The organism is Erythrobacter aurantius (assembly GCF_023823125.1).
GTDB lineage: Bacteria > Pseudomonadota > Alphaproteobacteria > Sphingomonadales > Sphingomonadaceae > Erythrobacter > Erythrobacter aurantius.
Genome location: NZ_CP090949.1, coordinates 2,031,125 through 2,056,901, shown reverse-complemented (window position 1 = coordinate 2,056,901; position 25,777 = coordinate 2,031,125). Strand labels below are relative to the sequence as shown.

Annotated in this window: 22 protein-coding genes and 1 tRNA gene; 17 read left to right on the top strand and 6 right to left on the bottom strand. The window is 61.2% G+C overall.

Translation table 11 applies throughout. From position 1 onward, the window contains the following. The first annotated feature begins 1 nt into the window (after position 1). The 5 genes from ilvN (at position 2) to L1K66_RS09740 (ending at position 4,386) form a co-directional block, all read left to right on the top strand. Entirely contained in the window at positions 2-517 is a 516-nt protein-coding gene (gene ilvN / locus L1K66_RS09760) for an acetolactate synthase small subunit (RefSeq protein WP_034953918.1), read from the top strand. 42 nt (positions 518-559) lie between these two features. Further along, on the top strand, positions 560-1,579 hold the full coding sequence (gene ilvC, locus L1K66_RS09755; protein ID WP_252257692.1) for a ketol-acid reductoisomerase: 1,020 nt from the start codon (positions 560-562) through the stop codon (positions 1,577-1,579). Positions 1,580-1,596: 17 nt separating this feature from the next. Continuing rightward, the gene (locus tag L1K66_RS09750; protein WP_252257691.1) at positions 1,597-2,196 is read left to right on the top strand and encodes a DUF4329 domain-containing protein; all 600 of its coding nucleotides are present in this window, start codon (positions 1,597-1,599) and stop codon (positions 2,194-2,196) included. Positions 2,197-2,711: 515 nt separating this feature from the next. Beyond that, the gene (locus tag L1K66_RS09745; RefSeq protein WP_252257690.1) at positions 2,712-3,869 is read left to right on the top strand and encodes an alpha-hydroxy acid oxidase; all 1,158 of its coding nucleotides are present in this window, start codon (positions 2,712-2,714) and stop codon (positions 3,867-3,869) included. A 70-nt stretch (positions 3,870-3,939) separates the two neighbouring features. Beyond that, the gene (locus L1K66_RS09740; RefSeq protein WP_034954734.1) at positions 3,940-4,386 is read left to right on the top strand and encodes a hypothetical protein; all 447 of its coding nucleotides are present in this window, start codon (positions 3,940-3,942) and stop codon (positions 4,384-4,386) included. Between the two features lie 63 nt (positions 4,387-4,449). Here L1K66_RS09740 and L1K66_RS09735 read toward each other — a convergent pair whose 3' ends face one another. Further along, positions 4,450-5,010, bottom strand: a complete 561-nt coding sequence (locus tag L1K66_RS09735; RefSeq protein WP_252257689.1) for a YHS domain-containing (seleno)protein — start codon at positions 5,008-5,010, stop codon at positions 4,450-4,452. Between the two features lie 310 nt (positions 5,011-5,320). Between L1K66_RS09735 and leuA the strand changes: the two genes are divergently transcribed. Beyond that, complete coding sequence (leuA, locus tag L1K66_RS09730; protein WP_252257688.1) at positions 5,321-6,991, top strand: 2-isopropylmalate synthase; 1,671 nt, start codon at positions 5,321-5,323, stop codon at positions 6,989-6,991. Between the two features lie 114 nt (positions 6,992-7,105). On the opposite strand, the gene L1K66_RS09725 is transcribed toward leuA, so the two are convergent. Then, the gene (locus tag L1K66_RS09725; RefSeq protein ID WP_252257687.1) at positions 7,106-8,128 is read right to left on the bottom strand and encodes a hypothetical protein; all 1,023 of its coding nucleotides are present in this window, start codon (positions 8,126-8,128) and stop codon (positions 7,106-7,108) included. 155 nt (positions 8,129-8,283) lie between these two features. On the opposite strand from L1K66_RS09725, the gene L1K66_RS09720 reads away from it, so the two are divergent. The 3 genes from L1K66_RS09720 to L1K66_RS09710 all read left to right on the top strand — a co-directional run bounded on the left by L1K66_RS09720 (position 8,284) and on the right by L1K66_RS09710 (position 11,433). Further along, the gene (locus L1K66_RS09720) at positions 8,284-9,054 is read left to right on the top strand and encodes a DUF2189 domain-containing protein (RefSeq protein ID WP_252257686.1); all 771 of its coding nucleotides are present in this window, start codon (positions 8,284-8,286) and stop codon (positions 9,052-9,054) included. Between the two features lie 282 nt (positions 9,055-9,336). Continuing rightward, a complete protein-coding gene (locus tag L1K66_RS09715; protein ID WP_252257685.1) occupies positions 9,337-10,380 on the top strand; it encodes an amidohydrolase family protein in 1,044 nt (347 codons plus the stop codon). Positions 10,381-10,428: 48 nt separating this feature from the next. Beyond that, complete coding sequence (locus L1K66_RS09710) at positions 10,429-11,433, top strand: NAD(P)H-dependent flavin oxidoreductase (RefSeq protein ID WP_252257684.1); 1,005 nt, start codon at positions 10,429-10,431, stop codon at positions 11,431-11,433. A gap of 6 nt (positions 11,434-11,439) precedes the next feature. Here the strand turns inward: L1K66_RS09710 and L1K66_RS09705 are convergent, their stop codons facing one another. From L1K66_RS09705 to L1K66_RS09695, 3 genes are all read right to left on the bottom strand, one after another. After that, positions 11,440-11,871 carry an AHH domain-containing protein gene (locus tag L1K66_RS09705; protein ID WP_252257683.1) on the bottom strand — a complete coding sequence of 144 codons (432 nt, stop codon included), beginning with the start codon at positions 11,869-11,871 and terminating at the stop codon, positions 11,440-11,442. A gap of 127 nt (positions 11,872-11,998) precedes the next feature. Beyond that, complete coding sequence (locus L1K66_RS09700; RefSeq protein WP_252257682.1) at positions 11,999-12,589, bottom strand: hypothetical protein; 591 nt, start codon at positions 12,587-12,589, stop codon at positions 11,999-12,001. A gap of 341 nt (positions 12,590-12,930) precedes the next feature. Continuing rightward, complete coding sequence (locus L1K66_RS09695) at positions 12,931-13,413, bottom strand: flavodoxin family protein (RefSeq protein ID WP_252257681.1); 483 nt, start codon at positions 13,411-13,413, stop codon at positions 12,931-12,933. Positions 13,414-13,493: 80 nt separating this feature from the next. Between L1K66_RS09695 and recJ the strand changes: the two genes are divergently transcribed. The 8 genes from recJ to phoB all read left to right on the top strand — a co-directional run bounded on the left by recJ (position 13,494) and on the right by phoB (position 21,843). Continuing rightward, positions 13,494-15,281 (top strand): single-stranded-DNA-specific exonuclease RecJ, encoded by a 1,788-nt coding sequence (recJ, locus tag L1K66_RS09690; protein ID WP_252257680.1) that lies wholly within the window; start codon positions 13,494-13,496, stop codon positions 15,279-15,281. Positions 15,282-15,385: 104 nt separating this feature from the next. After that, a tRNA-Glu gene (locus L1K66_RS09685) sits at positions 15,386-15,460 on the top strand. Positions 15,461-15,498: 38 nt separating this feature from the next. After that, positions 15,499-16,800, top strand: a complete 1,302-nt coding sequence (locus L1K66_RS09680) for an ATP-binding protein (RefSeq protein WP_252257679.1) — start codon at positions 15,499-15,501, stop codon at positions 16,798-16,800. Between the two features lie 125 nt (positions 16,801-16,925). Continuing rightward, complete coding sequence (gene pstC / locus L1K66_RS09675; RefSeq protein WP_252257678.1) at positions 16,926-18,311, top strand: phosphate ABC transporter permease subunit PstC; 1,386 nt, start codon at positions 16,926-16,928, stop codon at positions 18,309-18,311. After that, positions 18,304-19,569 (top strand): phosphate ABC transporter permease PstA, encoded by a 1,266-nt coding sequence (gene pstA, locus L1K66_RS09670; RefSeq protein WP_252257677.1) that lies wholly within the window; start codon positions 18,304-18,306, stop codon positions 19,567-19,569. The genes pstC and pstA overlap by 8 nt, the downstream gene beginning before the upstream one ends. A 41-nt stretch (positions 19,570-19,610) precedes the next feature. Then, the gene (gene pstB, locus L1K66_RS09665) at positions 19,611-20,357 is read left to right on the top strand and encodes a phosphate ABC transporter ATP-binding protein PstB (protein WP_252257676.1); all 747 of its coding nucleotides are present in this window, start codon (positions 19,611-19,613) and stop codon (positions 20,355-20,357) included. After that, positions 20,358-21,026 carry a phosphate signaling complex protein PhoU gene (phoU, locus tag L1K66_RS09660; RefSeq protein ID WP_252257675.1) on the top strand — a complete coding sequence of 223 codons (669 nt, stop codon included), beginning with the start codon at positions 20,358-20,360 and terminating at the stop codon, positions 21,024-21,026. 127 nt (positions 21,027-21,153) lie between these two features. Further along, on the top strand, positions 21,154-21,843 hold the full coding sequence (gene phoB, locus L1K66_RS09655) for a phosphate regulon transcriptional regulator PhoB (RefSeq protein ID WP_034953895.1): 690 nt from the start codon (positions 21,154-21,156) through the stop codon (positions 21,841-21,843). A gap of 234 nt (positions 21,844-22,077) precedes the next feature. Here phoB and L1K66_RS09650 read toward each other — a convergent pair whose 3' ends face one another. Continuing rightward, the gene (locus tag L1K66_RS09650) at positions 22,078-25,614 is read right to left on the bottom strand and encodes an error-prone DNA polymerase (RefSeq protein ID WP_252257674.1); all 3,537 of its coding nucleotides are present in this window, start codon (positions 25,612-25,614) and stop codon (positions 22,078-22,080) included. Positions 25,615-25,777: the final 163 nt, after the last annotated feature.

The window sequence follows — 25,777 nt, the reverse complement described above, 5'->3', positions numbered from 1 at the left end:
CATGAAAATTAAGAGCGCCGAAAGCGAACGCCACGTGCTGACCGTGATGGTCGACAACGAGCCGGGGATTCTTGCCAAGATCACCGGCCTGTTCACCGCACGCGGCTATAACATCGACAGCCTGACCGTGGCCGACATCACCGAAGACCACGCCGTCAGCCGGATCACCATCGTCACCAACGGCCCGCCCGCCGTGATCGACCAGATCGAGGCGCAGCTTGAACGGCTTGTGCCGGTGCACAAGGTCACCGATCTCACCACCGCCGGCCCGCATGTCGAACGCGAGCTGGCGCTGATCAAGGTGGCAGGAACCGGCGACAAGCGCGTCGAGGCTCTGCGCATCGCCGAACTGTTCCGCGCCAAGGTGGTCGACACCACCACGCAAAGCTTCGTCTTCGAACTTACCGGAGCGCCCGACAAGATCGACAGCTTCATCGCCCTGATGCGCGAGCTTGGCCTTGTCAGCGTGGGTCGTTCCGGCGTCGTCGGCATGCTGCGCGGCCTGTCAGAAGCCTGAAATTCCATTCCAGAACACACCAGAATACAAGAGGGAAAACCCATGAAAGTTTATTACGACGCCGACGCCGATTTGGGCCTCGTCAAGAGCAAGAAGATCGCCGTTCTCGGCTATGGCTCGCAAGGCCACGCCCATGCCCAGAACCTGCGCGACAGCGGTGTGGCCGAAGTCGCTATCGCGCTGCGCGAAGGGTCTGCCACCGCAAAGAAGGCCGAAGCTGCGGGTTTCAAGGTGCTGTCCAACACCGAAGCGGCCAAATGGGCCGACATCCTCATGGTGCTTGCCCCTGACGAACATCAGGCCGGCATCTGGGAAAACGATCTTGCCGGGCACATGAAGCCGGGCAGCGCGCTCGCCTTCGCCCACGGGCTCAACATCCATTTCGGCCTGATCGAGCCGCCCGCCGATATCGACGTGATCATGATCGCGCCCAAGGGTCCGGGCCACACCGTGCGCAGCGAATATCAGAAGGGTGGCGGCGTGCCGTGCCTGATCGCGGTGCATCAGGATGCCAGCGGATCGGCCAAGGACGTGGCGCTTGCCTATGCCAGCGGCGTTGGCGGTGGTCGCTCGGGCATCATCGAGACGAACTTCCGCGAGGAGTGCGAAACCGATCTGTTCGGCGAACAGGCAGTGCTGTGTGGCGGGATCACCCACCTGATTCAGGCCGGTTTCGAAACGCTGACCGAAGCCGGTTACGCGCCTGAAATGGCCTATTTCGAATGCTTGCACGAAACCAAGCTGATCGTCGACCTGCTGTATGAAGGCGGCATCGCCAACATGCGCTATTCGATCAGCAACACCGCCGAATATGGCGACATCACCACCGGCCCGCGCATCATCACCGCCGACACCAAGGCCGAAATGAAGCGCGTGCTCGACGACATCCAGTCGGGCCGTTTCGTGAAGAACTTCGTGCTCGACAACCGTGCCGGCCAGCCCGAGCTGAAAGCCGCCCGCAAGCGCGCCGAAGCCCACCCGATCGAACAGACCGGGGCCAAGCTGCGCGCCATGATGCCGTGGATCAGCGCCAACAAGCTGGTCGACAAGACCAAGAACTAAGGGCATCGGGTGGAGCGATGTTCGAAGGTCGCTCCACCCGCATCCTCTACGCGATCTGCGCGGTCGCCTTTGTCGTGATCATCGCGCGCGCCTACATGAACGTCAAAGGCACCGACGCGCTGCAACCCGTCCTGCCGCAATCACAGGTCGAAGCCTTCGCCCGCCAGCAGCTTGACGCATTGCAAGCCGAAAGCTTTGCCAGCGACCGCGAATTGTGCGGGATCATCTTCGAAACCTCCGATGGAGAACTGGGCGTGTCGCGCCCCACCGACGGGGACGAAGCCAGCTGCGACATCTCCTATTTCGACGAACCGGGCATGGTTCCCGTCGCCAGCTTCCACACCCACGGGCGCCACAGCCCGCAGTATGATGGCGAAGTGCCGTCGCTGATCGATATCGAAAGCGACATCGCAACCGGGATGGACGGATACATCTCCACCCCCGGCGGCAGGTTGTGGCATATCGACCATGAAGCCGCGGCTGCGCGGATGGTGTGCGGGCCGGGATGCCTGACGCAGGATCCGAATTACGTCCCCTGCCCTTCCGACAGGATCGAGCCGAGCTATTCGGTCAGTTCGCTGAAACAGCGTTTCACCACGCCGCGTTCGGGCTGCTGAAGGCAAGAAAAAGCCCGCAGAAGGTCCTCTCTCCTGCGGGCTTTATCCATTTGCGACCGTCGGGGCGGGCAATCACGGGACGCCGCATCCCTCAACCTGCGACCCTTGCGGATCATCGGATGGTCGGGCTCAAGGGCAAGAAAGGCCCGACCACCCGCATTTGCCTGAAAATGGGTGCGGCCAGGGAGACTAGGAGGAACACCCCCGGCCACACCCAAGAATGCGCGCCTGTCAGGCAGCCGACGCGCAAGCCTTGATGTTTCGTTCTTGCGGCGTCCATCCTGCGATACTCGATCGGTTCGGGGGTCATCAGAGGCCGGATCGGTGGGCAACCGATCCGTTTCGTCACAAGCCGCAGGATGAACCCACATCAGGTCATTCGCGGGCGCGAGGGTTTTGGTGACAGGCATGGTAAAATATTTTCCGCCCTTGCAGCCAGAGCCGCTCACCTCGGCGAGCCTCTCGACACGCAATCGCCAATCGGCCAGAGGCGGATGCGAAAGGAACGGCGGCTCATGCGGCTGACAGATTGCCACAATATCGACGATTTCCGCATGCTGGCGAAGGCACGGCTGCCCTTCCCCGTGTTCGATTACATCGACGGCGCGGCGGATGACGAACTGACCAAGGCGCGCAACACCGCCGCCTATGACAGCGTCGATCTGGTGCCCGATGTGCTGGCGGGCGTGGAGACGATCGACACCTCCTGCATGATCCTCGGCCGCAAATCGGCATTGCCGCTGATGCTGTCACCCACTGCGGTGCAGCGCGCTTTCCACTGGCAGGGCGAAACCGCCGTGGCCAAGGCGGCGGAGAAATTCGGCCTGTGGTTCGGCATTTCCAGCCTTGCGACCCGCAGTATCGAGGAAATCGCCGCGCTCACCAGTGGGCCAAAGCTGTTCCAGCTCTACGTCCACAAGGACAAGGGGCTGAACACGCACATGATCGAACGCTGTCAGGCGGCGGGCTTTGATGCGCTGGCGCTGACGGTGGACACGATCGTTTCGGGCAAGCGCGAACGCTGCCTCAGAAGCGGCTTCACCACCCCGCCCCGCTTCACCCCGGCGAGCGTGTGGAGCTATGCCACCCGCCCGCGCTGGACGCTGGATTACGTCCTGCGCGAGAAATTCCGCCTGCCCAATCTCGACACCCATGTCAGCGAGGGGACGAACAAGGCGGTGAGTATCGCGGAATATTTCAACACCATGCTCGACACCTCGATGGACTGGGACACCGCCGCCGCGATCCGTCAGCAATGGGGCGGCACCTTCGTGTTGAAAGGCGTGATGAGCGTCGCCGATGCGCGCCGTGCGGTGGAAATGGGCGCGGATGCGATCATGCTGTCGAACCACGGCGGACGGCAATTGGACGGCAGCCGCGCGCCGTTCGATCAACTCCCCGAAATAGTCGATGCGGTGGGCGGGCAGATAGAAATCATCTGTGACGGCGGCGTGCGGCGCGGCACGCACGCGCTCAAGGCGCTGTGCAGCGGCGCGACGGCGGCGTCTGGCGGGCGGCTGTATCTCTACGCGCTGGCGGCTGCGGGACAAGACGGGGTCGAACGCGCGCTGGGCATCCTCAAGGACGAAATCGAGCGGGCGATGCGGCTGATGGGCGTGACAAGCGTGGACCAGTTGACCGCGGATCGCCTGCGCGCGCGGCCGGTGTTATGATCCTGTCATGAAACCGCAACGCAAAGGGCGCTTTGGCGGGCGGGAATACTTGATGCGACGGGAAAGCCCCATGAACAGACTTTCGATCATCTTCACCGTCCCTGCACTGCTGGCGCTGGCCGCTTGCGGCGCGCCTGAGGAAACCGATACTTCGGCAGCGGCGAATGATTTCGCGGCACGCATTAACGGTGGCGGTGCGGGCAATGCGCCTGCTCCTGCGGCGACGGTCGCGCCCACGATCGCTCCTCCGCGCGAAAACGCCGCACCGGGCGCGTTTGCTCCCGGTACGGCGACCGATCCGGCCAGCCAGACCTGCAACGCCAACAAGATGGGGCCGTTCCTTGGTCGCACGGCGGACGAAGCCACCCGGCTTGAGGTGATGAGCGCCGCGGCAGGCGCGGCAGAGGTGCGCTTCATTCAGCCGGGCAGCGATTTCATCAATCCCGACCCGACCAATCCGCGCCTCAACATCATGCTCGACAATCAGGGTATCATCCGCGACGCGCGTTGCGGTTAAGGCAATAGAAAACCCCGCCACTCTGCTGAGCGACGGGGTCTTCCGTCAGGGTTGGTCCAACAATCAATCCTGATAGTGCTCGTCCGGCGTGTGGGTCGGATAGTTCACATCCGCCTTCTCGATGAAACCGGGGATGTCCTTGTTCCAGCGGTTCGCCACGTCTTCGCTGAAGTTCAGATACAGCGTGCCGTCGACGATCTTGTAAACATTGGGATCACCCGGCGCAAGCGCGTCATTGGCGCCGATCGCCCATGCGCAATAGCCGCCATAGGCAGGCGCATATTTCGCCGGGTCTTCGATAAAGGCCTTGGCGTTGTCTTCGCTGGCAAAGCGATAATCATAGCCCTGATAACGGACGGTGAATTCCTCGCTCCCTTCGACAGGCACACCGTCGCCGGTGAAATAGCTGACGACATCAAAGCCGGACACGGCAAGCGTGTCGGCCTTGGCCTTGCGATAGACCGGGCCGGTCGGTTCTCCGCCAAGATCGGCGTAAAGCGCGGTCTCCGCCGCCTCGACAACGGCGACGGTATCGCCTTCGGCGGTTTCGGCGGTCGCGCCACAAGCGGAAAGGCCAAGCACCAGCGCGCTGGCGAAAATCGGGGGAAACAGGGATTTCTTCATCGGGTTCCTCCTTGGGGACGAATTTTCAGCCGACGGCCTGACAGCCGGCAACACCCTGTATTTCGCCAGCTGCGCGCCCTTGGTTACACGCAGATTTGCGTGCCGTTCGAAGCTAGCGTTCTTCCCGGCTTGCGCCGGGCGCAATTATCGGCAAAGAAAGGGGCATGGTTATGCACGGCACGCTGCTTCTACGACTTATGCGCCCTTGGGCGGCATAGGGTACGCGCGCGTGAGAGCGGCGCGGCCCACCGTCCAAGGGGTCCGCAGCCATCTCCCTGAAATCTTCTCAAAAAGAGCACTCGCGTAAGCCATGTTGAAGAACCCTTCGGCCAAATACCGCCCCTTCCCCCAGATCAACCTGCCAGACCGGCAGTGGCCAGGCCGCGTGATCGACACCGCGCCGCGCTGGCTTTCCACCGATCTGCGCGACGGCAACCAATCGATCATCGATCCGATGGACGCTGTGAAGAAGCGCCGCTTTTTCGATCTGCTGGTCGAAGTCGGCGTCAAGGAAATCGAAGTCGGCTTCCCCAGCGCCGGGGCGACCGAATTCGATTTCATCTCCGGCCTCGTCAAATCGGGTGTGATCCCCGATGACGTGATCGTGCAGGTCCTCACGCAAAGCCGCGAAGACCTGATCCGCACCAGTTTCGACAGCCTGCGCGGCGCGCGCGCGGCTATCGTCCACCTCTACAACGCCGTCAGCCCGGCTTGGCGCGACATCGTGTTCCGCATGAGCAAGGATGAAGTGCGCGAAATCGCCATGACTGGCGCCAAGGTGATGCGCGACGAGGCAGCAAAGCAGCCCGATACGCAGTGGCATTTCCAGTACAGCCCCGAAACCTTCTCCACCGCCGAACTCGGTTTCAGCATCGAGGTTTGCGAGGCGGTGATGGACGTGCTCCGGCCCACGCCGGAACATCCGATCATCCTGAACCTGCCGGCCACGGTCGAAGCGGCCACGCCCAATATCTACGCCGACCAGATCGAATACTTCTGCCGCAACCTGCCCAATCGCGAAAGCGCGGTGATCTCGCTCCACACCCATAATGATCGCGGCACCGGCGTCGCGGCGGCGGAACTGGGGCTGATGGCGGGCGCGGACCGGGTCGAAGGCTGCCTGTTCGGCAATGGCGAGCGCACCGGCAATTGCTGCCTCGTGACAATGGCGCTCAACATGTACACGCAGGGCGTCGATCCCGGCCTCGATTTCTCCGATATCGACCGGGTGATCGAGACGGTCGAATATTGCAACGACCTGCCGGTTCACCAACGCCACCCCTATGGCGGCGAACTGGTCTACACCGCGTTTTCGGGCAGCCACCAGGACGCAATCAAGAAGGGTTTCGAAGCGCACCAGCAGCAGAACGACGAGCTGTGGCGCGTCCCCTATCTTCCCATCGACCCGGCAGACCTCGGCCGCAGCTACGAAGCGGTGATCCGCGTCAATTCGCAAAGCGGCAAAGGTGGCTTTGCATGGGTGCTGGAACAGGATCAGGGCCTCAAACTCCCCAAGAAGATGCAGGCCGATTTCTCCCGCCATGTTCAGCGCATGGCCGATGAACTGGGCCGCGAACTCAATGCCGCAGACATCTGGTCGGCGTTCAAGACGGCCTATCACATCGACGATGCCGACAAGCATTTCCAGCTGGTCGATTACGAGGAAAGCCGGGGAACCGACGGCACCCGCATCTTCGCCGGGAAAATCGCGGTCGATGGCGGCGAACAGAGCGTGTCGGGTCGCGGCAACGGCCTGATCTCAAGCGTGGTCAGCACACTCGAAGGCGCGTTCGATCTCGACATCCATGTGCTCGATTATTCCGAACACGCATTGGGTAAAGGCCGCGACGCACGCGCCGCCGCCTACATACTTTGCCAGTCGGGCGACCGGATCATCTGGGGCTGCGGCATCGACGAAGACGTCGCCACCGCCAGCGTGCGCGCTGTGCTTAGCGCGGCGAATTCGATTGTGGGGGGTTAGGTCGTTTCCTCCAGAAGGCAGTCTGCGAAATCAGCGTAAAGCCTGCGCGTCTTTTCCAGATCATCCATGATGATGTCGTGATCGGTATCCCACACTTGCACAAAGGGGGGAAGTTCACTCGTGCGTTCGATATAAGCGGGTGCGCGGATCCTTGCGGCCCAGCACCAGCGTCGAACAGCGGCCCTTTAGCGACACGTATTTCCATGGGTAATCGGCGTCCCCAAGGTACTTCTCGATGTAATCAGATGTCAGCGCCATCCGCGTGTGATCGAAGGCGAACCCCTCGTCTCTCCGTATGAAGACGGTCAAGCGGCCCCAACCCGACTTTGGCTCGCCATCGGCCTTGTCTTTCGCAATTTCGTCAGTGAAGCGGTTGATGTGCTGCTGCAGTCCATCCATAACCGGGACAAGCGACAGGACGTTCATTCCTTCCAGCCTCTCCCGGCCAAGCGCAGCCAAGGCCAGATGGTTACCAAGGCTGGACGTGATCAAAGGCGGATCCGCCCTGATCTGATCGCGGTGGAAATTGATCGCAGTCCGCACATCCTGAGCGCCCAGTTCAAATTCGTTGCGTTCTTCGAGAGTGCGTAGGCTGGTCCCCCAATAGCCAACCGACACGACTGTAATCCCGCGTTCCATCAATTGAACATACGGCCTGTCCAGTTCAGAAACGCCGATCAACTCGATCGCTCCGCTGCGACGAAGCCGAGCGAGTAACTCCTCCGTTATCGCCTCGTTGCTGTATGTAGGATCGCCCCGGGGGCCGCCCTGAACATCGATGACAAACCGTCTGTTCCCGGTGGGGCCGGGAAGCCGGTTTTCGATGACTGGCACGGTCTCAGGGCCCGACTGCAAGGCTACCAAAGTTGATTCCACACCCTGGGCTGTCCAGCTCTTGCATACCACCTTCTGGGAAGTGCCCGAGGGCAAAGGACTCAAGCGGTCGAGACAATCGATCCAGACGCCCTCCAGGCCCATCGGCTTTTCGGTTGAATGGGAGTCGGCAAAGAACTCTCGCAATTCTGCATCTGTTGAGGGCAATTGCCCGGCTGCCGGGGATACGCTTTGCGAATATGCAAGTGCCGAAAGACCGAGACCTACAGCAGCAAAGACAGACAAAATCCCAACTCGCGACAAAAGGCCCCTCCTTTTTCACAAACCCTTCTACACAATTTCAATAACTTGCGAATACACAAGATCAAATGTTCGCAACCGGCAGAATTTGATCCGGCGCAAAGAAAGTGCCAAAGCTGCATGGCAAAGTGATGTTTCCTTGGGAGGGGAGAACCACGATGGCCACGCTGGATAGCGCTATGCCCGCACCCGCGATTGTCGCAAGCGACCTTTCGTTAGCCGATCTTCGCGCCGCGCTTGGCGCCGGATGGCGCGATTTTCTTGCCATGCCGCAATACGGGCTGTTTTTTGGCGGCATCTATGTGCTGGCCGGCATCCTGATCGGCTATGTCGCATTTGTCGGGGGCGAGCTTTCGTGGCTGATCCCCGCGACAGCCGGGTTCCCGCTTGTCGCCCCTTTCATCGCGGTCGGCCTGTACGAAGCCAGCAGACGGCGAGAGGCGGGTGAGCCGCTGAGCTGGGGCAAGGTGCTGGGCGCGCTGAAAGGGCATGGTGACGAACAGATCCTGTCGATGGGGGTGATCGTTTTCGTCGCCTTCGGTTTCTGGATGATCGTCGCGCACGCGATCTTCGCGATCTTCATGGCGGAAAACGGCGTGGGCGGTGAATCGCTGGCCGCGCTGCTTACGCCAACGGGGCTGACGATGCTGGCAGTTGGCAGCGCCGTGGGCGCGGTGATGGCGTTTGCGTTCTATACCGTCACGGTGATCAGCCTGCCGATGCTGGTGGATCGTAACATCGATTTCCTCACCGCGATCATCGCCAGCATCCGCACCGTCAAAACCAACCTCTTCGCCATGCTGGCATGGGCGGTGATCATTTCAGTGCTGCTGTTCATCGCCATGATCCCGGCGTTCTTCGGCCTGATGGTGGCTCTGCCCGTCCTCGGCCACGCAACATGGCACCTGTATCGCCGGGTAGTTCACTGACGCGAAAGCCTGGCACGTTTCCTACTCGCTTTCCGGCGCGTAGGCTGCGCGTATGACCACCCCACCTTCCCGCGTGACACTTTGCCCCTGTCCAAAGCGACACTTTGCGATGGTGAAAGGTGCCACTATCGCCCCTTCGGGTTACACTTCGGGGCGCGGGGTGACACTTTGCGCGGCAAAGGTGACACTCTGGGCCAGAACAGTGACAGAAAACGATTCTTTCCTCAGGACAGTGTTCCACATGTTCCATCCTGTAGGGAAAGCGCATGGGAGACGCGTTGAATGACCGAAGCCATCCTTGAACCCGATCTGCCAATCATCGACCCGCACCATCACCTGTGGGACTTGCGGCCGATGCTGCCGATGTTTCCGCAGCCGCGCCATCGCTTCATCGAAACGCTGGTGCCGGTGGCGCACTACACTTTCGACCAGTTCAGCGCAGAGGTGAACAACAGCGGCCACAATGTCGTGGCGACGGTCTTCATGGAATGCGGGGCGTTCTACAACGGAGCCTATGGCGATGCTCTGAAGCCGGTGGGCGAAGTCGAGTATGTGAACGGCGTCGCTGCACAAAGCGCGAGCGGGCTTTATGGCAAGGCGCGGCTGTGCGCCGGGATCGTCGGTCATGCCGATCTGACGCGCGGCGCGGCGGCGGGCGAAGTGCTCGATGCCTTGCAGGCGGCGGCTCCGGGCCGGTTCCGCGGCATCCGCCATCAGGGCGCGTGGGATGCAGATCCCGAAGTGCTCGGCCCTCCGTTCCATGCCCCGCCCCAGCTGTACCGCGATGCGACCTTTCGCGAAGGCTTTGCCGAACTGGGCAAACGCGGGATGAGCTTTGACGCGTGGATACTGGAGCCGCAGATCGGCGATGTGATCGATCTGGCCCGCGCCTTCCCCGATACGCCCATCTGCCTTGACCATTGCGGCACTCCGCTGGGCATGGCGAGCTATACCGGCAGGCTGGAGGAACGCTTTGGCATCTGGCGCGATGCGATCATCGAACTGGGCAAATGCGAAAACGTGATGGTGAAGCTCGGCGGGCTGGCGATGCACAATTGCGCCCTGCCCGAACAAGGCCCCGCCGCCGGAGTCGGATCGGAGGAACTGGCGCGGCTGTGGAAGCCCTACATCGAGACATGCATCGAAGCCTTCGGCACTAACCGGGCGATGTTCGAAAGCAACTATCCGGTCGATCGCTGGGGCGCGACCTATCCGGTGCTGTGGAACGCGTTCAAGCGGATCACGGCAGGGGCCAGCGCGGACGAGAAAGCGGCGCTTTATGCCGGGAACGCGAAGGCCTTCTATCGCATTGAGGAGGTTGCGTAGTTGCAGATCGCAACCTAACGCGCCGCAAGACAACTGGAGAGATCACCCATGCCGCTTCCCGCCCCGTTTGACCGCCTTCGCCTGCCGCTGATCGGATCGCCGCTTTTCATCGTATCCGGCCCGGAACTGGTGATCGCGCAGTGCAAGGCCGGGATCATCGGCAGCTTTCCGGCGCTGAATGCGCGCCCGCAATCGCTGCTCGACGAATGGCTGCACCAGATCACCGAAGAGCTGGCGAAGCACAACCGCGAGAACCCCGATCGCCCGGCGGCTCCGTTCGCCGTGAACCAGATCGTCCACAAGACCAATGACCGCATCGATGCCGACATGGCGACCTGCGAGAAGTGGCAGGTGCCGATGGTCATCACCTCCTTGGGCGCGCGCGAGGAAGTGTATCAGGCGGTCAAGAACTGGGGCGGGATCACGATGCACGACGTGATCAACAACCGCTTTGCCATGAAAGCCATCGAAAAGGGCGCGACCGGGCTGATTCCGGTGGCAGCGGGCGCTGGCGGCCATGCGGGCGCGCTGTCGCCATTTGCGCTGATGCAGGAGATTCGCGAGTGGTTTGACGGGCTGGTCGCACTGTCCGGCTCGATCGCGCACGGTGCCTCGATCCTTGCCGCGCAATCGCTGCGCGCCGACTTCGCCTATGCCGGAAGCGCCTTCATCGCGACCGAGGAAGCCAATGCCGACGCCGCCTACAAGCAGGGCATCGTCGATGGCGACGCAAGCGGGATCGTCTACACCAACCTCTTCACCGGGGTGCACGGCAACTACCTGCGCTCCTCGATCGAGGCAGCGGGCCTTGATCCCGACAATCTGCCGGAAAGCGATCCGTCGAAGATGAACTTCGGCAGCGGCGGCAACACCAAGGCCAAGGCTTGGAAGGACATCTGGGGCTCGGGCCAAGGCGTCGGCGCGATCAAGTCGGTCGGCACGGTTGAAGACCTGGTGGCGCGGATGGAGCGCGAATACCACGAGGCCAAGGCCCGGATGTTGGCGAATTCGAACTACACCTCGTGGGCGCAGTTGGCGGAGGCGGCGGAGTAACCGCCCTCAGCTTGCGGCCCACAGCGCCTCGGCCATGGCGTCGAGCTCGGTAAAGTCGAAGCCGGTGCCGAGCGGATCGTTGCGATTGAGGATGATGCGGTTGCGTTCCGCCAGCAGCCGCCGTCGCAATGCCCTCTGAAGCAGCGCGAGGCGGAAGACGGCCTCCTCGGCAGCGACCTCTGGTGACTGGCGGCGTGTGGTGGCCCAGTTCGCTTCGATGGCACCGACGCGCTCGATCACCATCTCGTTATAGCGATGGTGCGGCCCCCGGTGCAGCGGCAGCGAAGTGCGCATCGACGCCTTCTCGGTCGCAGGAAGCAGCAGGCCGTTGGCGCGAAAGTCGTCAAACCGTATCGACCCGCGCCCGATCGCCGCGAACATCCGCCCGAAACACTGCCGCCCAAGCAACTGTCGGGGAAGCAAGTGATGCCGCTGCATTGTCGGGTCATGCTCCTTGGACCCGCGGCGATTGATTGAGCGAAAGGGTATCGCGACGCGCGAAATATCCGCCTGCCCGCGGAACTGCAGTTCACAAAGAGCGATAGCGACCCCTTCGTTTAGGGAGCTATTCTCTTGAAACCCTGATAAACTTCTGGTTCCGGGACAAGGTTAACAGCAAGCGGGAACCATCCGGCCCGACGATCCGTTCGCTACCCTCGATGCCGCCGAGAATTACCAACTGATTGACGAGGCGCACCCCAAGACGCGTGGCGGCAACTGGGTCTACGGAAAGGGGTGGTTCAATCCGGATTTCCTGACCGATCCAGTATTCAAGCCCGACGCTTTGCACAGCACCTTCGAGCGTTTCACGAAATGCGGTCAGGCCAAGTGCTGGAAAAGGGCCTCCTGAGATCCAGGCGCTTGTCGTCGATTCGAAGAAACGCCGGCCGATTACGCTGTTCGAAGGTGGCCAGACCACAGCAACCAGATCGTCAAAATGGCGAAGCAGATCACTGGCGAGTCCAACGAGTGCCTTGGCCACCGGCAGACTGTTGCCCCCAGCGGACACATGCGGGCCTGGCAATAATTGGAGCGGATCGCATTCCGACGGATCAGGCATTTCAGCCATGTCGAATTGGTGGTTGATCACGGGCAAGTCCATCTTCCCACCGGGTGCGATGCCGACGAGATCGAAGACAAGGCCTTCGCGAAGCAATTCGAGCCAAATGGAATTCGACCCGGATGGTTCATCATCGCTCGGGCCAAGCGAATGCCCGTCGTTGGCGACCAGATGGATCGATCGATCTGCCTCCGGATCATGGGTGAGCGATATCGCCCGCTGACTTGCGACAAACGCTCTTATCGCAGCGCGGTCAGGCCGCTTGCCTCTCGCAAACAGCAGAAATAGCCCCTTGGCAACTGAATCCGATGACCCAGCGATACCCTAAAATCCCTTCCTCACCGCGACCCGCGGTAGGCTGCGATCTAAGCTTGGCCGCATTTCATTCCAGCGTCGAGTCTCGATTGTTCAGAAACAACACAATTAGCCGAGTTAAGTCAGAAAAGCCCCATCGACAGCCCCTCGGCCAACCCGGTGCCGAGTTCTCGGCAATCATGCAAGACTTTGTTGCATGGCGATTTTTCTGCAAGGATCGCTTCGGGCGTCTGAGCGTCGAAATGGACAATCATCGGGTCAGCCACCCTGCGCAACCGCCAGCCCGTCGCGATGCGATCCAGCTGCCGCTGAGCCCCCTCGCCATCCGATCCCGCCGCGATAATCGTCGCATAGGCACGGCCTTCAAGCCTGCCGAGCACCGGGTAGTAATTCGCATCGAACATCTCTTTCATCTCGCCCGACAATGCGGCGAGATTTTCGGGGCCGACAAAGAGGAAACCCGCGTGTGCGAGCAGATGCTCGGCGCCTACGTCCCGAGCGCGCATCAAATTCGCATTCGGGTGATCGGCCGCGGCTTGCGCCATCGCCTTGCTGGCTCCAGTCCGGCTGTGCCAGATGACGAGAAGATTGCGGGCATTGTTCATGCCCCGGCTTCGCCAATAGGGCTGTCGATTGTCAATCCGCATCACTGTCGCACCAGCCCGGTATCGGCTAATGTCACGAGATGAATTGCCGTTCCCTCTCCAATGTTCTCGGTGTCGCACAATCGCTTAACGGGCGTGCGTGGCAGTGGCGCGGCGGCAATATGGAACTGGCAGAGGGCGCACATGGCCTTGATAACGACATCGTCACCCAGTTGCTGATGACCCGGGGGGTCGCTGCAGACGAGGTGGAGAAACATGCGAAGCCCACCATGCGCGAATTTCTGCCCAATCCATCCGAGTTCCGGGATATGGATCGCGCTGCCGAAAGGATCGTGAAGGCGATAGCCGCCGGCGAAAAGATCACGATCTATGGCGACTACGATGTCGATGGGGCGACAAGCGCCGCGCTGCTGGTGGAATTGCTCCGTTCGCTGGATGTTGATGCAGGTTATTACATTCCGGACAGGCTGCTCGAAGGTTACGGTCCAACAGGTGAAGCCCTGGTGCAGCTTGCGCGCGAAGGCTCCAGCCTGATTGTCACTGTCGATTGCGGGGCCATGGCGCACGAAGCGCTGACTATGGCGCGCGATGCGGGTGTGGATGTCATCGTGGTGGATCACCACAAATGCGCAGCGGAGCTTCCTCCCGCCGCCGCATTGGTCAACCCCAATCGCCTTGACGAAAGCGATCTCGCGGCAAGCCACGGGCATCTTGCAGCGGTCGGCGTAGCCTTCCTGCTCGCCATTGCTATCGTTCGAGTCTTGAGAGCCGACGGCTACTTCAATGGACGTCAGGAACCAGACCTGATGAGCCTGCTCGATCTGGTAGCACTCGGCACAGTGGCCGACGTTGCTGCATTGCACGGGCTCAATCGTGCCTTTGTCGCTCAGGGCCTAAAGATTCTCGCGCGGCGCGAGCGGATCGGCATGGCCGCGCTGATGGATGCAAGCCGCCTTACCCGTGCGCCAGTGGCATCAGACCTAGGCTTTGCGTTGGGTCCACGGATCAATGCCGGTGGGAGAATTGGCGAGTCGACATTGGGTGTCCGATTGCTGACAAGCCGTGACCCGGAGGAAGCGCGCGAGATCGCAGAGCAGCTGTCGCGGTTGAACGAGGAACGGCGAGCCATCGAGGCGGAGGTTCAGGAGGCAGCCGAAGCGCAACTTGCCGGCCAGCACAATATGGCGGTGCAGGTGCTTTCCGGGAGTGGCTGGCACCCCGGAGTGATCGGGATCGTCGCCGGCCGGATCAAGGAGAAGACCGGCAAGCCGTCCATTGTAATTGCGCTGGACGATGCGGACGGGACGGGAAAAGGCTCAGGCCGATCGATCAGCGGCGTGGATCTTGGGGCAGCGATCATTGCTGCCCGCGAAGAAGGATTGCTGGTGGCCGGTGGCGGACATGCGATGGCGGCGGGCCTCACCATTCCCGCAGACAAGCTGTCTGCCTTTACCGAATTTCTCGATTCGCGGCTGGCTCGCGATGTCGAGCGCGCACGGGCCGGACAGGTCATGCACCTTGACCTGTCGCTGGCACCCGGAGGCCTTACGCCGGATCTTGTCACCGCGTTGGAGGCGGCAGGCCCGTTCGGTGTTGGCTGGCCGGCTCCGCGTGTCGCCGTTGGCCCCGCACACATCATCAAGGCAGACATAGTGGGCAAAGACCACCTGCGGGTGATTGCCGCTGGCCAAGACGGGCGTTCGTTCAAGGCCATCGCATTTCGTGCGGCTGAGACCGAGATGGCACAGACGCTGATCCACCGCAGCAAGGGACGGCGGTTCCATCTGGCTGGTCGGGTCAAGCTGGATGACTGGGGTAGCCGTCCGGCAGCAGAATTGCATCTGGAAGACGCGGCGTTTGCCGATTGAATCGTGCACCAACTTTGGCGGCAGACAAATTTTCACAAATCCTGCCAATACGGGCTTGACCCGTCGGACACACACCCCTAGATGCGCGCTTCCGCAACGAGCGTGGCCCGTTCGTCTAGCGGTTAGGACGCGGCCCTTTCACGGCTGAAACACGGGTTCGATTCCCGTACGGGTCACCAACTTTTCACGCTCGGCTTGCCGGTTAATCACACAAAAATTGACCTTGCAGCCGAGCGCTGTAGAGCGATTGCCTATGGGCTCTTGGCAGACCTTTCCTGTGGCCGGCATTCTCCTTGCGATGGTGGTTTTCGTTGCCTTGCTGCTGCTTGGCACGGATCCGATTCTGTCTGCTGCCGTCATCATTGTCTGGATCGGATCTCTGCTCGTAACCGCAGGTCAACCGCCCGAGCCACCGCCGGTCGTGGTAAAGCCATCCTTTACCCGCGACGCCATGCGCGATCTGATCGAGAACTCCTCGACACCCCTGCTGGTGACGGAAAAAAACCTGATCGTGATCGCCAATCGCGTCGCGCGCAAGCTGTTGGGACAGCACATAATCGGACAAGATGCACGGGTCGCGTTTCGCCACCCGGAGGCGGCAGCATTGGTTGGCGAACAGCGCAATGGCCAGGCCATCGTGCGCGGCCTCGTGCGTCGGCAGGACATCTGGCAGGTCAATCGGCAAGCTGTCGATGACAAGCTCGCCGTTATCGAACTGATCAACCAAACTGCCGAAGCCGATATCAGCCGCGCCCATACCGATTTTGTGGCCAACGCGAGCCATGAGCTGCGCACGCCGCTTGCCGCGATCCTCGGCTACGTCGAAACGCTAAGGGAAAGCGGCGGCAACCTTGGTTCGCCCACCTCGCAGCGCTTTCTCGAGACAATCGAACGCGAGGCACAACGCCTCCACAGCCTGATCAGCGATTTGATGAGCCTGTCACGCGTGGAAGCGGAAAAGCACGATTTGCCTCAACAGTTGCATCCGCTCGGAAAGCTGGTGGAACGCGCAGCGCGGGATGCAGCGGGTTCCGAGAGGATGCAGCGCCTAGCGATTGAATTGACGGAGAGCCCGAGCGTTCGTGGCGATGAACAGCAGCTGGAACAGGTGGTGCGAAACCTCGTCGACAACGCGCTGAAATACGGCGCAGCAGATTGCATCGTGAAGGTCCGCCTGGACCTCGCGCGCGATGGCATGGCGAGAATCAGCGTTATCGATCAAGGGGATGGAATTGCGCCTGAGCATATCCCGCACCTGACACGGCGATTCTATCGCACCGATCCGGGCCGCAGCCGGGCATCAGGCGGCACCGGCCTCGGCCTCGCCATCGTCAAACACATCGTGGAACGTCATCGCGGAAAGCTCGACATTGAGAGCGACCTGGGCAAAGGGACCCGCGTGATTGTCCGTCTGCCGACCGTCGAATCCACCGGAAAGGCATCAGGATCCGTTCCAGCATCCGCCATTGCTGACCTTCCTGATGCGCAAGATGATCAGGATTCGACAGCCCTGTCGTAATTTTGTCTTATTTCTTCAACATTCGCACTCCATTGCTCAAGTCAATCGCCTCTGAAGTCCATCATCACCTCCCAGTTCCGGCTCTCCTGACCGAACCAACCGCTTCAGGGAAAACAGGTTAACCCATGTCGCCCATCACTCTTTTCTTGATTGCCGTCGGACTTGGTCTCATCGGCTGGCTTGCCGGCAGGGCCAAGGCGTGGAGCTTTCAGAAGGAAAACCCGGATGTCCGGCCCGCTGCACGCCCGGTGTATTATGCCTGGTATGTAGCGGTGTGGGTGATAGTGCCTGTTCTCGCGTTCGCGGTGGCATGGTCTCTGATTGCCCCGCAACTGATCATGCAGAGCGTCCTCGCATCACCCGCCGCGGAAGTACTCCCGAGCTTCGGCTTTGAACGCGAAGCATGGATCGCCGAAGCGCGAGCGGTTGCCACAGGCAATGCAGTCGGCGTCTTCAACGAAGAAGCAGCAGCGCTGGTCGAACCCTTCCGCGAAGCAATAGGCCGCTACAATCTGATCGGCATTGCAATCACCATCCTTATCGCTTTCGCTGGCGGTGCATGGTCGTTCTTGCGCGTGAAGCCGGACTTCCGCGCTCGCACCAAGGTCGAACGGACGGTGATGACTGTGCTGTTGCTCGCATCGCTCGTCGCGATCCTGACCACCTTCGGTATCGTTGCGAGCCTCGTTTTTGAGACCGTCCGTTTCTTCGGCATGGTTTCGCCGATTGATTTCCTATTCGGCACTTTCTGGGCCCCCGATCCGATGAGCAACCCGGCAAATCCGGACGGTTCACGTTACGGAGCGATCCCGCTGTTCTGGGGTACGATCCTGATCGGGGCGATCATCGCAATGATTGTCGCCATCCCACTTGGCCTGATGAGCGCAGTTTACCTCACCCAGTATGCAGATCCGCGCCTGCGTGCATGGATCAAGCCCGCGCTGGAGATTCTCGCGGGCGTTCCTACAGTGGTTTACGGCTATTTCGCCGCGCTTACGATTGCCCCCGCTATCCGTGACGCAGCAGTTGCTGTGGGCATTTCAGGCGCATCGACGGAAAGCGCGCTAGCCGCCGGTGTCGTGATGGGCGTGATGATCATTCCATTCGTTTCCTCGATGGCTGACGATGCCATGGCGGCCGTTCCTGGAGCCATGCGTGATGGCAGTCTCGCAATGGGAGCAACCCAGTCCGAAACGATCAAGCGTGTGCTTTTTCCCGCTGCCCTTCCGGGGATCGTGGCGGGCATCATGCTCGCCGTGAGCCGCGCGATCGGAGAAACAATGATTGTGGTCATGGCCGCCTCGCCTGCGGCAAACCTTACTGCCAACCCGCTCGAACCGATGTCGACCGTGACCGTTCAGATTGTCAAGCTGCTGACTGGCGAACAAACGACCGAGCACCCGGCAACGCTCAGTGCATTCGCACTGGGCTTCGTTCTTTTCGTCGTGACCCTTGTCCTTAACATCATCGCGCTTCGTGTCGTCAAACGGTTCCGTGAAGCTTATGAGTAACGCCGTGAACACCTCCAGCCTGGGCCCCACCCGAACAGACGCTTTCGCAAAACGGCTCAAGCAGCGCTACACTGCCGAGCGCCGCTTTCGCGCGCTGGGTATGGGCGCCATCGTTTTCTCAGTTTCAGTTCTGGTCTTCCTCCTCGGCAACATGCTGATCAACGGTATCGGCGGGTTTCAGCGGGCCGAAGTCGAAGTCACGATCGACTTCCCTGCCAGCGGCCTGAGCGGTGATGTCGCTTCCCTGTCAGCACCGAGCGCGATCCAGACACTGGAGATGCAGGGACTTGATCAGATCGTCGCTTTCTATGCCGAGAAGCAACTCGGAACAGATGGCGCAGCAGAAGTCAGCCGCGACGCATGGCGCGACGTGGCGGCCGAATTGCAGGCTGACCCCACGCTGATTGGCCGGACGGAAGCGTTCAACCTCGCCGCCTCTTCGAACCTAGCTGCAGGCCTCGCTGGCGAAGGATCGCCGGAGATGCAGGCGCTTGCCCAAAGGCTGGTGAGCGAAGGCAGGCTGGCCAAGAACTGGGACTCCGGCTTTCTGACCCGGTCGGATGCAACCAGCCCGCAGCAAGTCGGCATTTGGGGCGCGCTCAAGGGGTCGATCTTCACCATGATCGTCACCTTCGTTCTGGCGTTCCCGATCGGCGTCCTGGCGGCTCTGTATCTTGAAGAATACGCGCCGAAGAACCGTTGGACCGAACTGATCGAGGTCTCGATCAACAATCTGGCCGCAGTGCCTTCGATCATCTTTGGCCTTCTGGGTCTGGCCGTGTTTCTGACGCTGTTCCCCAACTTGCGATCAGCGCCCCTGATCGGGGGTATGACGCTGGCGCTGATGACCATGCCGGTCATCGTCATTTCCGGGCGCAACGCGATCAAGGCGGTACCTCCTTCGATCCGTGATGGCGCCCTCGCCGTCGGCGCATCGCCGGTACAGGTCGTGTTCCACCACGTCCTGCCGCTTGCCCTGCCCGGCATGCTCACGGGTACGATCATCGGCATGGCACGCGCGCTTGGTGAAACCGCGCCGCTGCTGTTGATCGGGATGCGCGCATTTGTCGCGACCCCTCCTGATGGTTTCACTTCCCCAGCCACCGTCCTGCCGATGCAAATTTTCCTGTGGTCGGACGAGATCGACCGGGGCTTTGTCGAGCGCACGAGCGCCGCAATCATCGTCCTGCTGCTGTTCCTCATGCTGATGAACGGCCTCGCCATTTATCTGCGCAACAAGTTCGAGAAGACCTGGTGACACGCATTCACGAAAGCATCAAACAAGACAAAAGCGCGAAGATGATCGCGCGTGATGTCTCTGTCTATTACGGCTCCAAGAAGGCCATCGACGAGGTGTCGATCGACATCTCGCCCGATTACGTGACCGCCTTCATCGGCCCGTCGGGCTGTGGGAAGTCGACCTTCCTGCGATGCTTCAATCGCATGAACGACACCATTGGTGCGGCAAAGGTAACCGGGCTGATCGAACTGGAAGGCGAGGACATCCACGGTGATGCCATGGATGTGGTACAATTGCGCGCGCGGGTCGGCATGGTTTTTCAAAAGCCCAATCCTTTTCCCAAATCGATTTACGAAAACATTGCCTACGGCCCGAAGATCCATGGTCTTGGCGAAAAGAAGGCGGACCTCGACGAAATCGTCGAGCGTTCGCTCAGGCGTGCCGGGCTTTGGGACGAAGTGAAGGACCGTCTCGACGAGTCGGGTACGGCACTTTCTGGCGGCCAGCAGCAACGCCTTTGCATCGCCCGAGCTATCGCCGTCGATCCAGAAGTCATCCTGATGGACGAACCGGCATCGGCGCTCGATCCCATCGCGACGGCCAAGATCGAGGAACTGATCGACGAACTTTCGGGTCGTTATGCGATTGTCATCGTCACGCACTCGATGCAGCAGGCCGCTCGCGTCAGCCAGCGGACCGCGTTTTTCCATCTCGGCAAGATGATCGAGTACGGGCCCACCTCGGATATCTTCCAAAATCCGATAGAAGAGCGTACCCGTGATTATATCACAGGTAGGTACGGATAATTGTCTGATCATACAGTCAAAGCATTCGATGAGGACATCACCCGGCTTCGCGGCCTGATCGCGGAAATGGGCGGCCTTGCCGAGGTCGCCATTCAGGAAGCACTCGAAGCGCTGGTTCGCGGTGACGAGGCGCTGGGCGATCAGGTTGTCGCGCGTGACAAGAAGATCGATGCGCTCGAAACCGAGGTGGACAAGCTCGCCGTCAGGATCATCGCCCTGCGCGCGCCGATGGCGGATGACTTGCGCGAAGTCATCGCCGCGCTAAAAATCGCCGGCGTTATCGAACGGATCGGCGATTACTCGAAGAACATCGCCAAACGCGTCGGCATGATCGAAGGGCGCGACCGTTTCGAACCGCTGACCTTGCTGCCCGCTATGGGCGAAATCGCGGGCGAAATGGTGCATGATGTGCTGACGGCATACTCGGCGCGCGATCCCGATCTGGCCCGCGAAGTGATCGCAACCGATGCCAAGGTCGATGCTTTCTACAACAGCATTTTCCGCAATCTTGTGAGCCACATGGTTGAGAACCCTGCAACCATTTCGAGCGCGGCCCAACTGTTGTTCGTGGCCCGCAATCTTGAACGGATCGGCGATCATGCCACCAATGTTGCCGAGATGGTGCATTTTGCGGCGACGGGCCTGTATCCGCCCGAAGAGGAACGGTAGCGGTATTTGTGGCGGGGCGTGATTGTGGAAAATTTCGCCCACCCTGTTTCATCAAACTGTAGCTGAAATGAAACATGGGAAAGCTGCAACCCGGTTTTCTCGCGGGTCGTAGTCTAGGAGACAGCCTATGTCCGCCGCCAAACTGCTGCTTGTCGAAGACGATCCGGCCCTGTCGGAACTGCTCGAATACCGTTTCCAGAACGAAGGCTACAGCGTGCGCTGCACCGGTGACGGTGACGAAGCCCTCGTGCTTGCCAGCGAGGACGTGCCTGATCTGATCATCCTCGACTGGATGATCGAAGGCACCAGCGGGATCGAGGTTTGCCGCCGCCTGCGCCGCGACAAGGAAACCGCGCATGTCCCCATCATCATGCTGACCGCACGCGAGGCGGAGGATGACCGGGTGCGCGGACTGGAAACCGGGGCCGACGATTACCTGACCAAGCCGTTTTCCCCGCGTGAACTGCTCGCCCGTGTGGCGGCAGTGATGCGCCGCATCCGTCCGGCGTTGGCGGGTGAAACAATCGAGGTTGGCGACATCAAGCTCGATCCGGTGGCACACAAGGTGCAGCGTCGGGGCCGCGCTCTGCAATTGGGGCCGACGGAATACCGCCTGCTCAAATTCTTCATGGAAAGCCCCGGACGCGTGTTCAGCCGCGGGCAGCTGCTCGACGGCGTATGGGGGACCGGCTCCGACATCGAATTGCGCACTGTTGACGTCCATATCCGCCGCCTGCGCAAGGCGATCGAAGTCGATGGGGCAAAAGACCCGATCCGCACCGTGCGTTCGGCGGGGTACGCGCTCGAAGTGAACTGATCGCGCTCTCCCCGCAGGCTTTGCTGCACCCGCGAACGAAATTGACAAAGCTGACACGGCGTCATGCGCGTTTCCTGCCGCTTTTTCTCATTAGATCAGATAGTTGCGTCAGATAATCGAAATTGACACTTACCCAGTTTTTAAAAATTTATTGCTCCCTCTTGGAGGGCTGCGTTGCGACAATTTGAAAAAGCCAGGCCGCCATAGCAGCGCGCTGGCGAGTAGGAAAACGCGCTAATGAAAGTCTCGTGACTTCGGGATGATCCGGTGATTGCGCGGATGCCCTTTCACATTGGGCGTGAAATCGCGCGGCAGGGGATCAATGATCTCGCGCGGCTCCGCGCCCTTGCGGTGGCGCCTCTCCTCGCTTGTCAGACTGGTCAGATTGCGACCCTGCGGCAGCGGTGAATTGACGTGATCCGCCCGCGCCACCGGAGCGTTGAGCATATCGTCGGACAGCGCATACAATTGTCCGGTCGCGTCGGTCATATGCTGGGCGATCACATGGATCACCTCGTCATCATATTCGACACGCCCCCGCACCTCCATCAGGCGCGCACCCATGACGACGCGGCGCTGCTTCTCTTTCAGATCGGGCCACACGACGAGGTTGATCACCCCGGTTTCATCTTCCAGCGTGATGAAGCACACCCCCTTGGCGCTGCCCGGACGCTGGCGGATCAGCACCACGCCCGCCACCTGCACCATGCTCCGGTATTTGCGGGCACGCAGATCACAGGCGCGCACAAAGCCGCGTTCGGCCAGTTGCGGACGCAGGAACGCCATCGGATGCGCTTTCAGGCTGAGGCGGGTCGTCTGGTAATCGGCCACCACCTCTTCCGACAGCGGCATTTGCGGCAGGCGGGTGACGCTGCGTTCCGCCCCTTCGTCGCGCTCAGCAGCAGCGCGGAACAGCGGCAGGTCCGGCCCGGCGATCAGGCTGCGCGCATCCCACAGGGCCTGCCGCCGGGTAAGCTCCATCGAGGAAAAGCAATCCGCGCTGGCAAGCCGTTCGATATGCGCCGGAGACAGCCCGGCGCGTTCGCGCAAATCGGCGACATCGCGATAGGCGCCGTTCTCCGCACGCTCCGCGACAAGCTGCGCGGCGACATGTTCGGGCAGCCCGTCGATCTGGCGCAAGCCAAGGCGCAGCGCGATGTGACGATCAAACCGGCCTGACCGGGCGTGGTTTGCCTGCCCGATCTCCTCCAGCGTGCAATCCCACTCGCTGTGGTTCACATCCGCCGGCAGCACCTCCACCCCATGCTCGCGTGCGTCGCGCACGATCTGTGCGGGCGCGTAAAAGCCCATTGGCTGGGAATTCAGCAGCGCCGCCGCGAACGCCGCCGGGAAATGGCATTTGAGCCAGCTCGACACGTAAACCAGATGCGCGAAAGACGCCGCGTGGCTTTCGGGAAAGCCATATTCACCAAAGCCCCGGATCTGGTTGAAGCACCGCTGCGCGAAGTCGCGATCATAGCCGCGCGCCACCATCCGCTCGACCATCATGTCCTGCAGCTCGTCCACCATTCCCCGGCTGCGGAAAGTCGCCATCGCCTTGCGCAACCGGTTAGCTTCGAGGCTGGAAAACTTCGCCGCGTCCAATGCGATCTTCATCGCCTGTTCCTGAAAGATCGGAACGCCCAGCGTCCGGCCGAGAATGCTCGAAAGCTCGTCTGGCGGGCCGTGCGCCGGGCCGGGCGCGGGTATCTGCACGGCCTCCGCGCCGCGCCGCCGTTTGAGATAGGGATGCACCATGTCCCCCTGGATCGGGCCGGGACGGACAATCGCGACCTGGATCACGAGATCGTAGAATTCGCGCGGACGCAGCCTCGGCAGCATGTTCATCTGCGCCCGGCTTTCGACCTGAAACACGCCGAGCGAATCCCCCTTGCGCAGCATCGCATAGGTTTCCGGGTCTTCGCGCGGGACGCTGGCAAGGGTGAGCGCGCGGCCGTGATGCGCCTCCACCAGATCAAGGCATTTGCGGATGCAGGTGAGCATCCCCAACGCCAGCACATCGACCTTGAGTATGCCCAGCGCCTCAATATCGTCCTTGTCCCATTCGATGAAACTGCGTTCGGGCATCGCGCCATTGCCGATCGGCACCGTTTCGGTCAGCGCGCCTTCGGTCAGGATGAAGCCGCCGACATGCTGTGACAGGTGGCGCGGCATGCCGATCATCTGTTCGGTCAGCTTGAGCACGCGCCGCAAGTGCGGATCGGTCACATCCATGCCGGTTTCGGCGGCATGGCGTTCGTCGATCTCGCGCCCCCACCCGCCCCACACCGTGCGGGCAAGCGCACCGGTCACATCCTCCGACAGGCCCATCGCCTTGCCCACTTCGCGGATCGCCATGCGTGGGCGATAGTGGATCACCGTGGCGCACAGCCCGGCGCGGTGACGGCCATATCTCCCATAGATGTACTGGATCACCTCCTCGCGCCGTTCATGCTCGAAATCGACGTCTATATCGGGCGGCTCCTTGCGTTCTTCGGAAATGAAGCGATCGAATAGCAGCTGGTGCTTCGCCGGATCGACGCTGGTGATCTCAAGGCAATAGCAGACCGCGGAATTGGCGGCGGACCCCCTGCCCTGGCACAGGATCGGCGGATCGCAGCCACGCGCGAAATCGACGATATCCTTGATGGTGAGGAAATAGCGCGCAAGGTCGAGCTTCGCGATCAGCGCCAGTTCGCGCTCCAGCGTTTCCGCCACGCTATCGGGCACACCCGAAGGGTATCGCCGCTCCGCCCCGCGCCATGTCTCGACCTCGAGATATTCCTGCGGGGTCATTCCGTCGGGATAAATCTCCTCAGGGTATTCATAACGCAGTTCATCGAGGCTGAAGGTGCAGGCATCAGCAACCTCGCGCGCCGCCGTGATCGCATCCGGCCAGCGCGCGAACAGGCGCTGCATGGCCTCAGACCCCTTGAGATGACGTTCCGCATTGGCGTTCAGCAGGTATCCGGCCTCCGCCACCGTGGTCTTGTGCCGGATTGCCGTCATCACGTCCTGCAAGGGGCGGCGTTCGGGGGCATGATAATGCACATCGTTGGTCGCCAGCAGGGCAAGCCCATGTTCGCGCGCAAGGCTGTCGAGCCGGTCGATCCGGGCGATGTCGTCACCGCGATAGAGATAGCTTGCGGCGAGATGGCGCAGCGTGGGCATCTGGCGGACGAGATGCGGGATGATGTCGGCAAAAGCGGTGGTGACAGGCATCAGCCCCGCATCATCCTCGCGCGAATGGATCGCCACGACATTGCTCGGCACCCGGATCGTGAACGGCCTGTCCAGATCATCCGGCGGCAGCAGGATCAGTTGCACACCTTGTGAATGCTCCGCCAACATCTCCAGCGAGATCTCGCAAACGCCCTTGTCCTGCCATTCGCCATCGAGCGTCCGCATCCGCCCGGCGCTGATCAGGCGGGTAAGGCGGCCATAGGCGGCGCGGTCCTTCGGATAGGCGAGGAAGGCCAGCCCTTCGACCGTTTCGATCCGGCAACCGATCACCGGGCGCAGTTTGAGCGTCCTGGCCTCGCTGTGGATGCGAACCACGCCCGCCATGGAATTGGCATCGGCAATCCCGATCGCGTCATAGCCAAGGGTGCGCGCCGTCATCACCAGATCGACCGCATCGGAGGCGCCGCGCAGAAAGCTGAAGCAGCTGACCAGCCCGAGTTCGACAAAGGGTGCACGCGGCGGCGGTGCGATCAGATCGGGATCGATATACAGCCTTCGCTTGGCCGGGGTAAGCGGGGCGTCAGGCACGGCGAAATCCCGCCCGGACACGCCGCGCAGGGCGCATCGGCGACGCCCATTTCGGATCTGCGCGGAGAGACTGTGGAATCATAAGAACATTGGGTCATGAGGACGAAATGTTCTTATTATGTTCCAATTATCGTTCAGACAAATGCAAAGCCTGCAAGTCCCG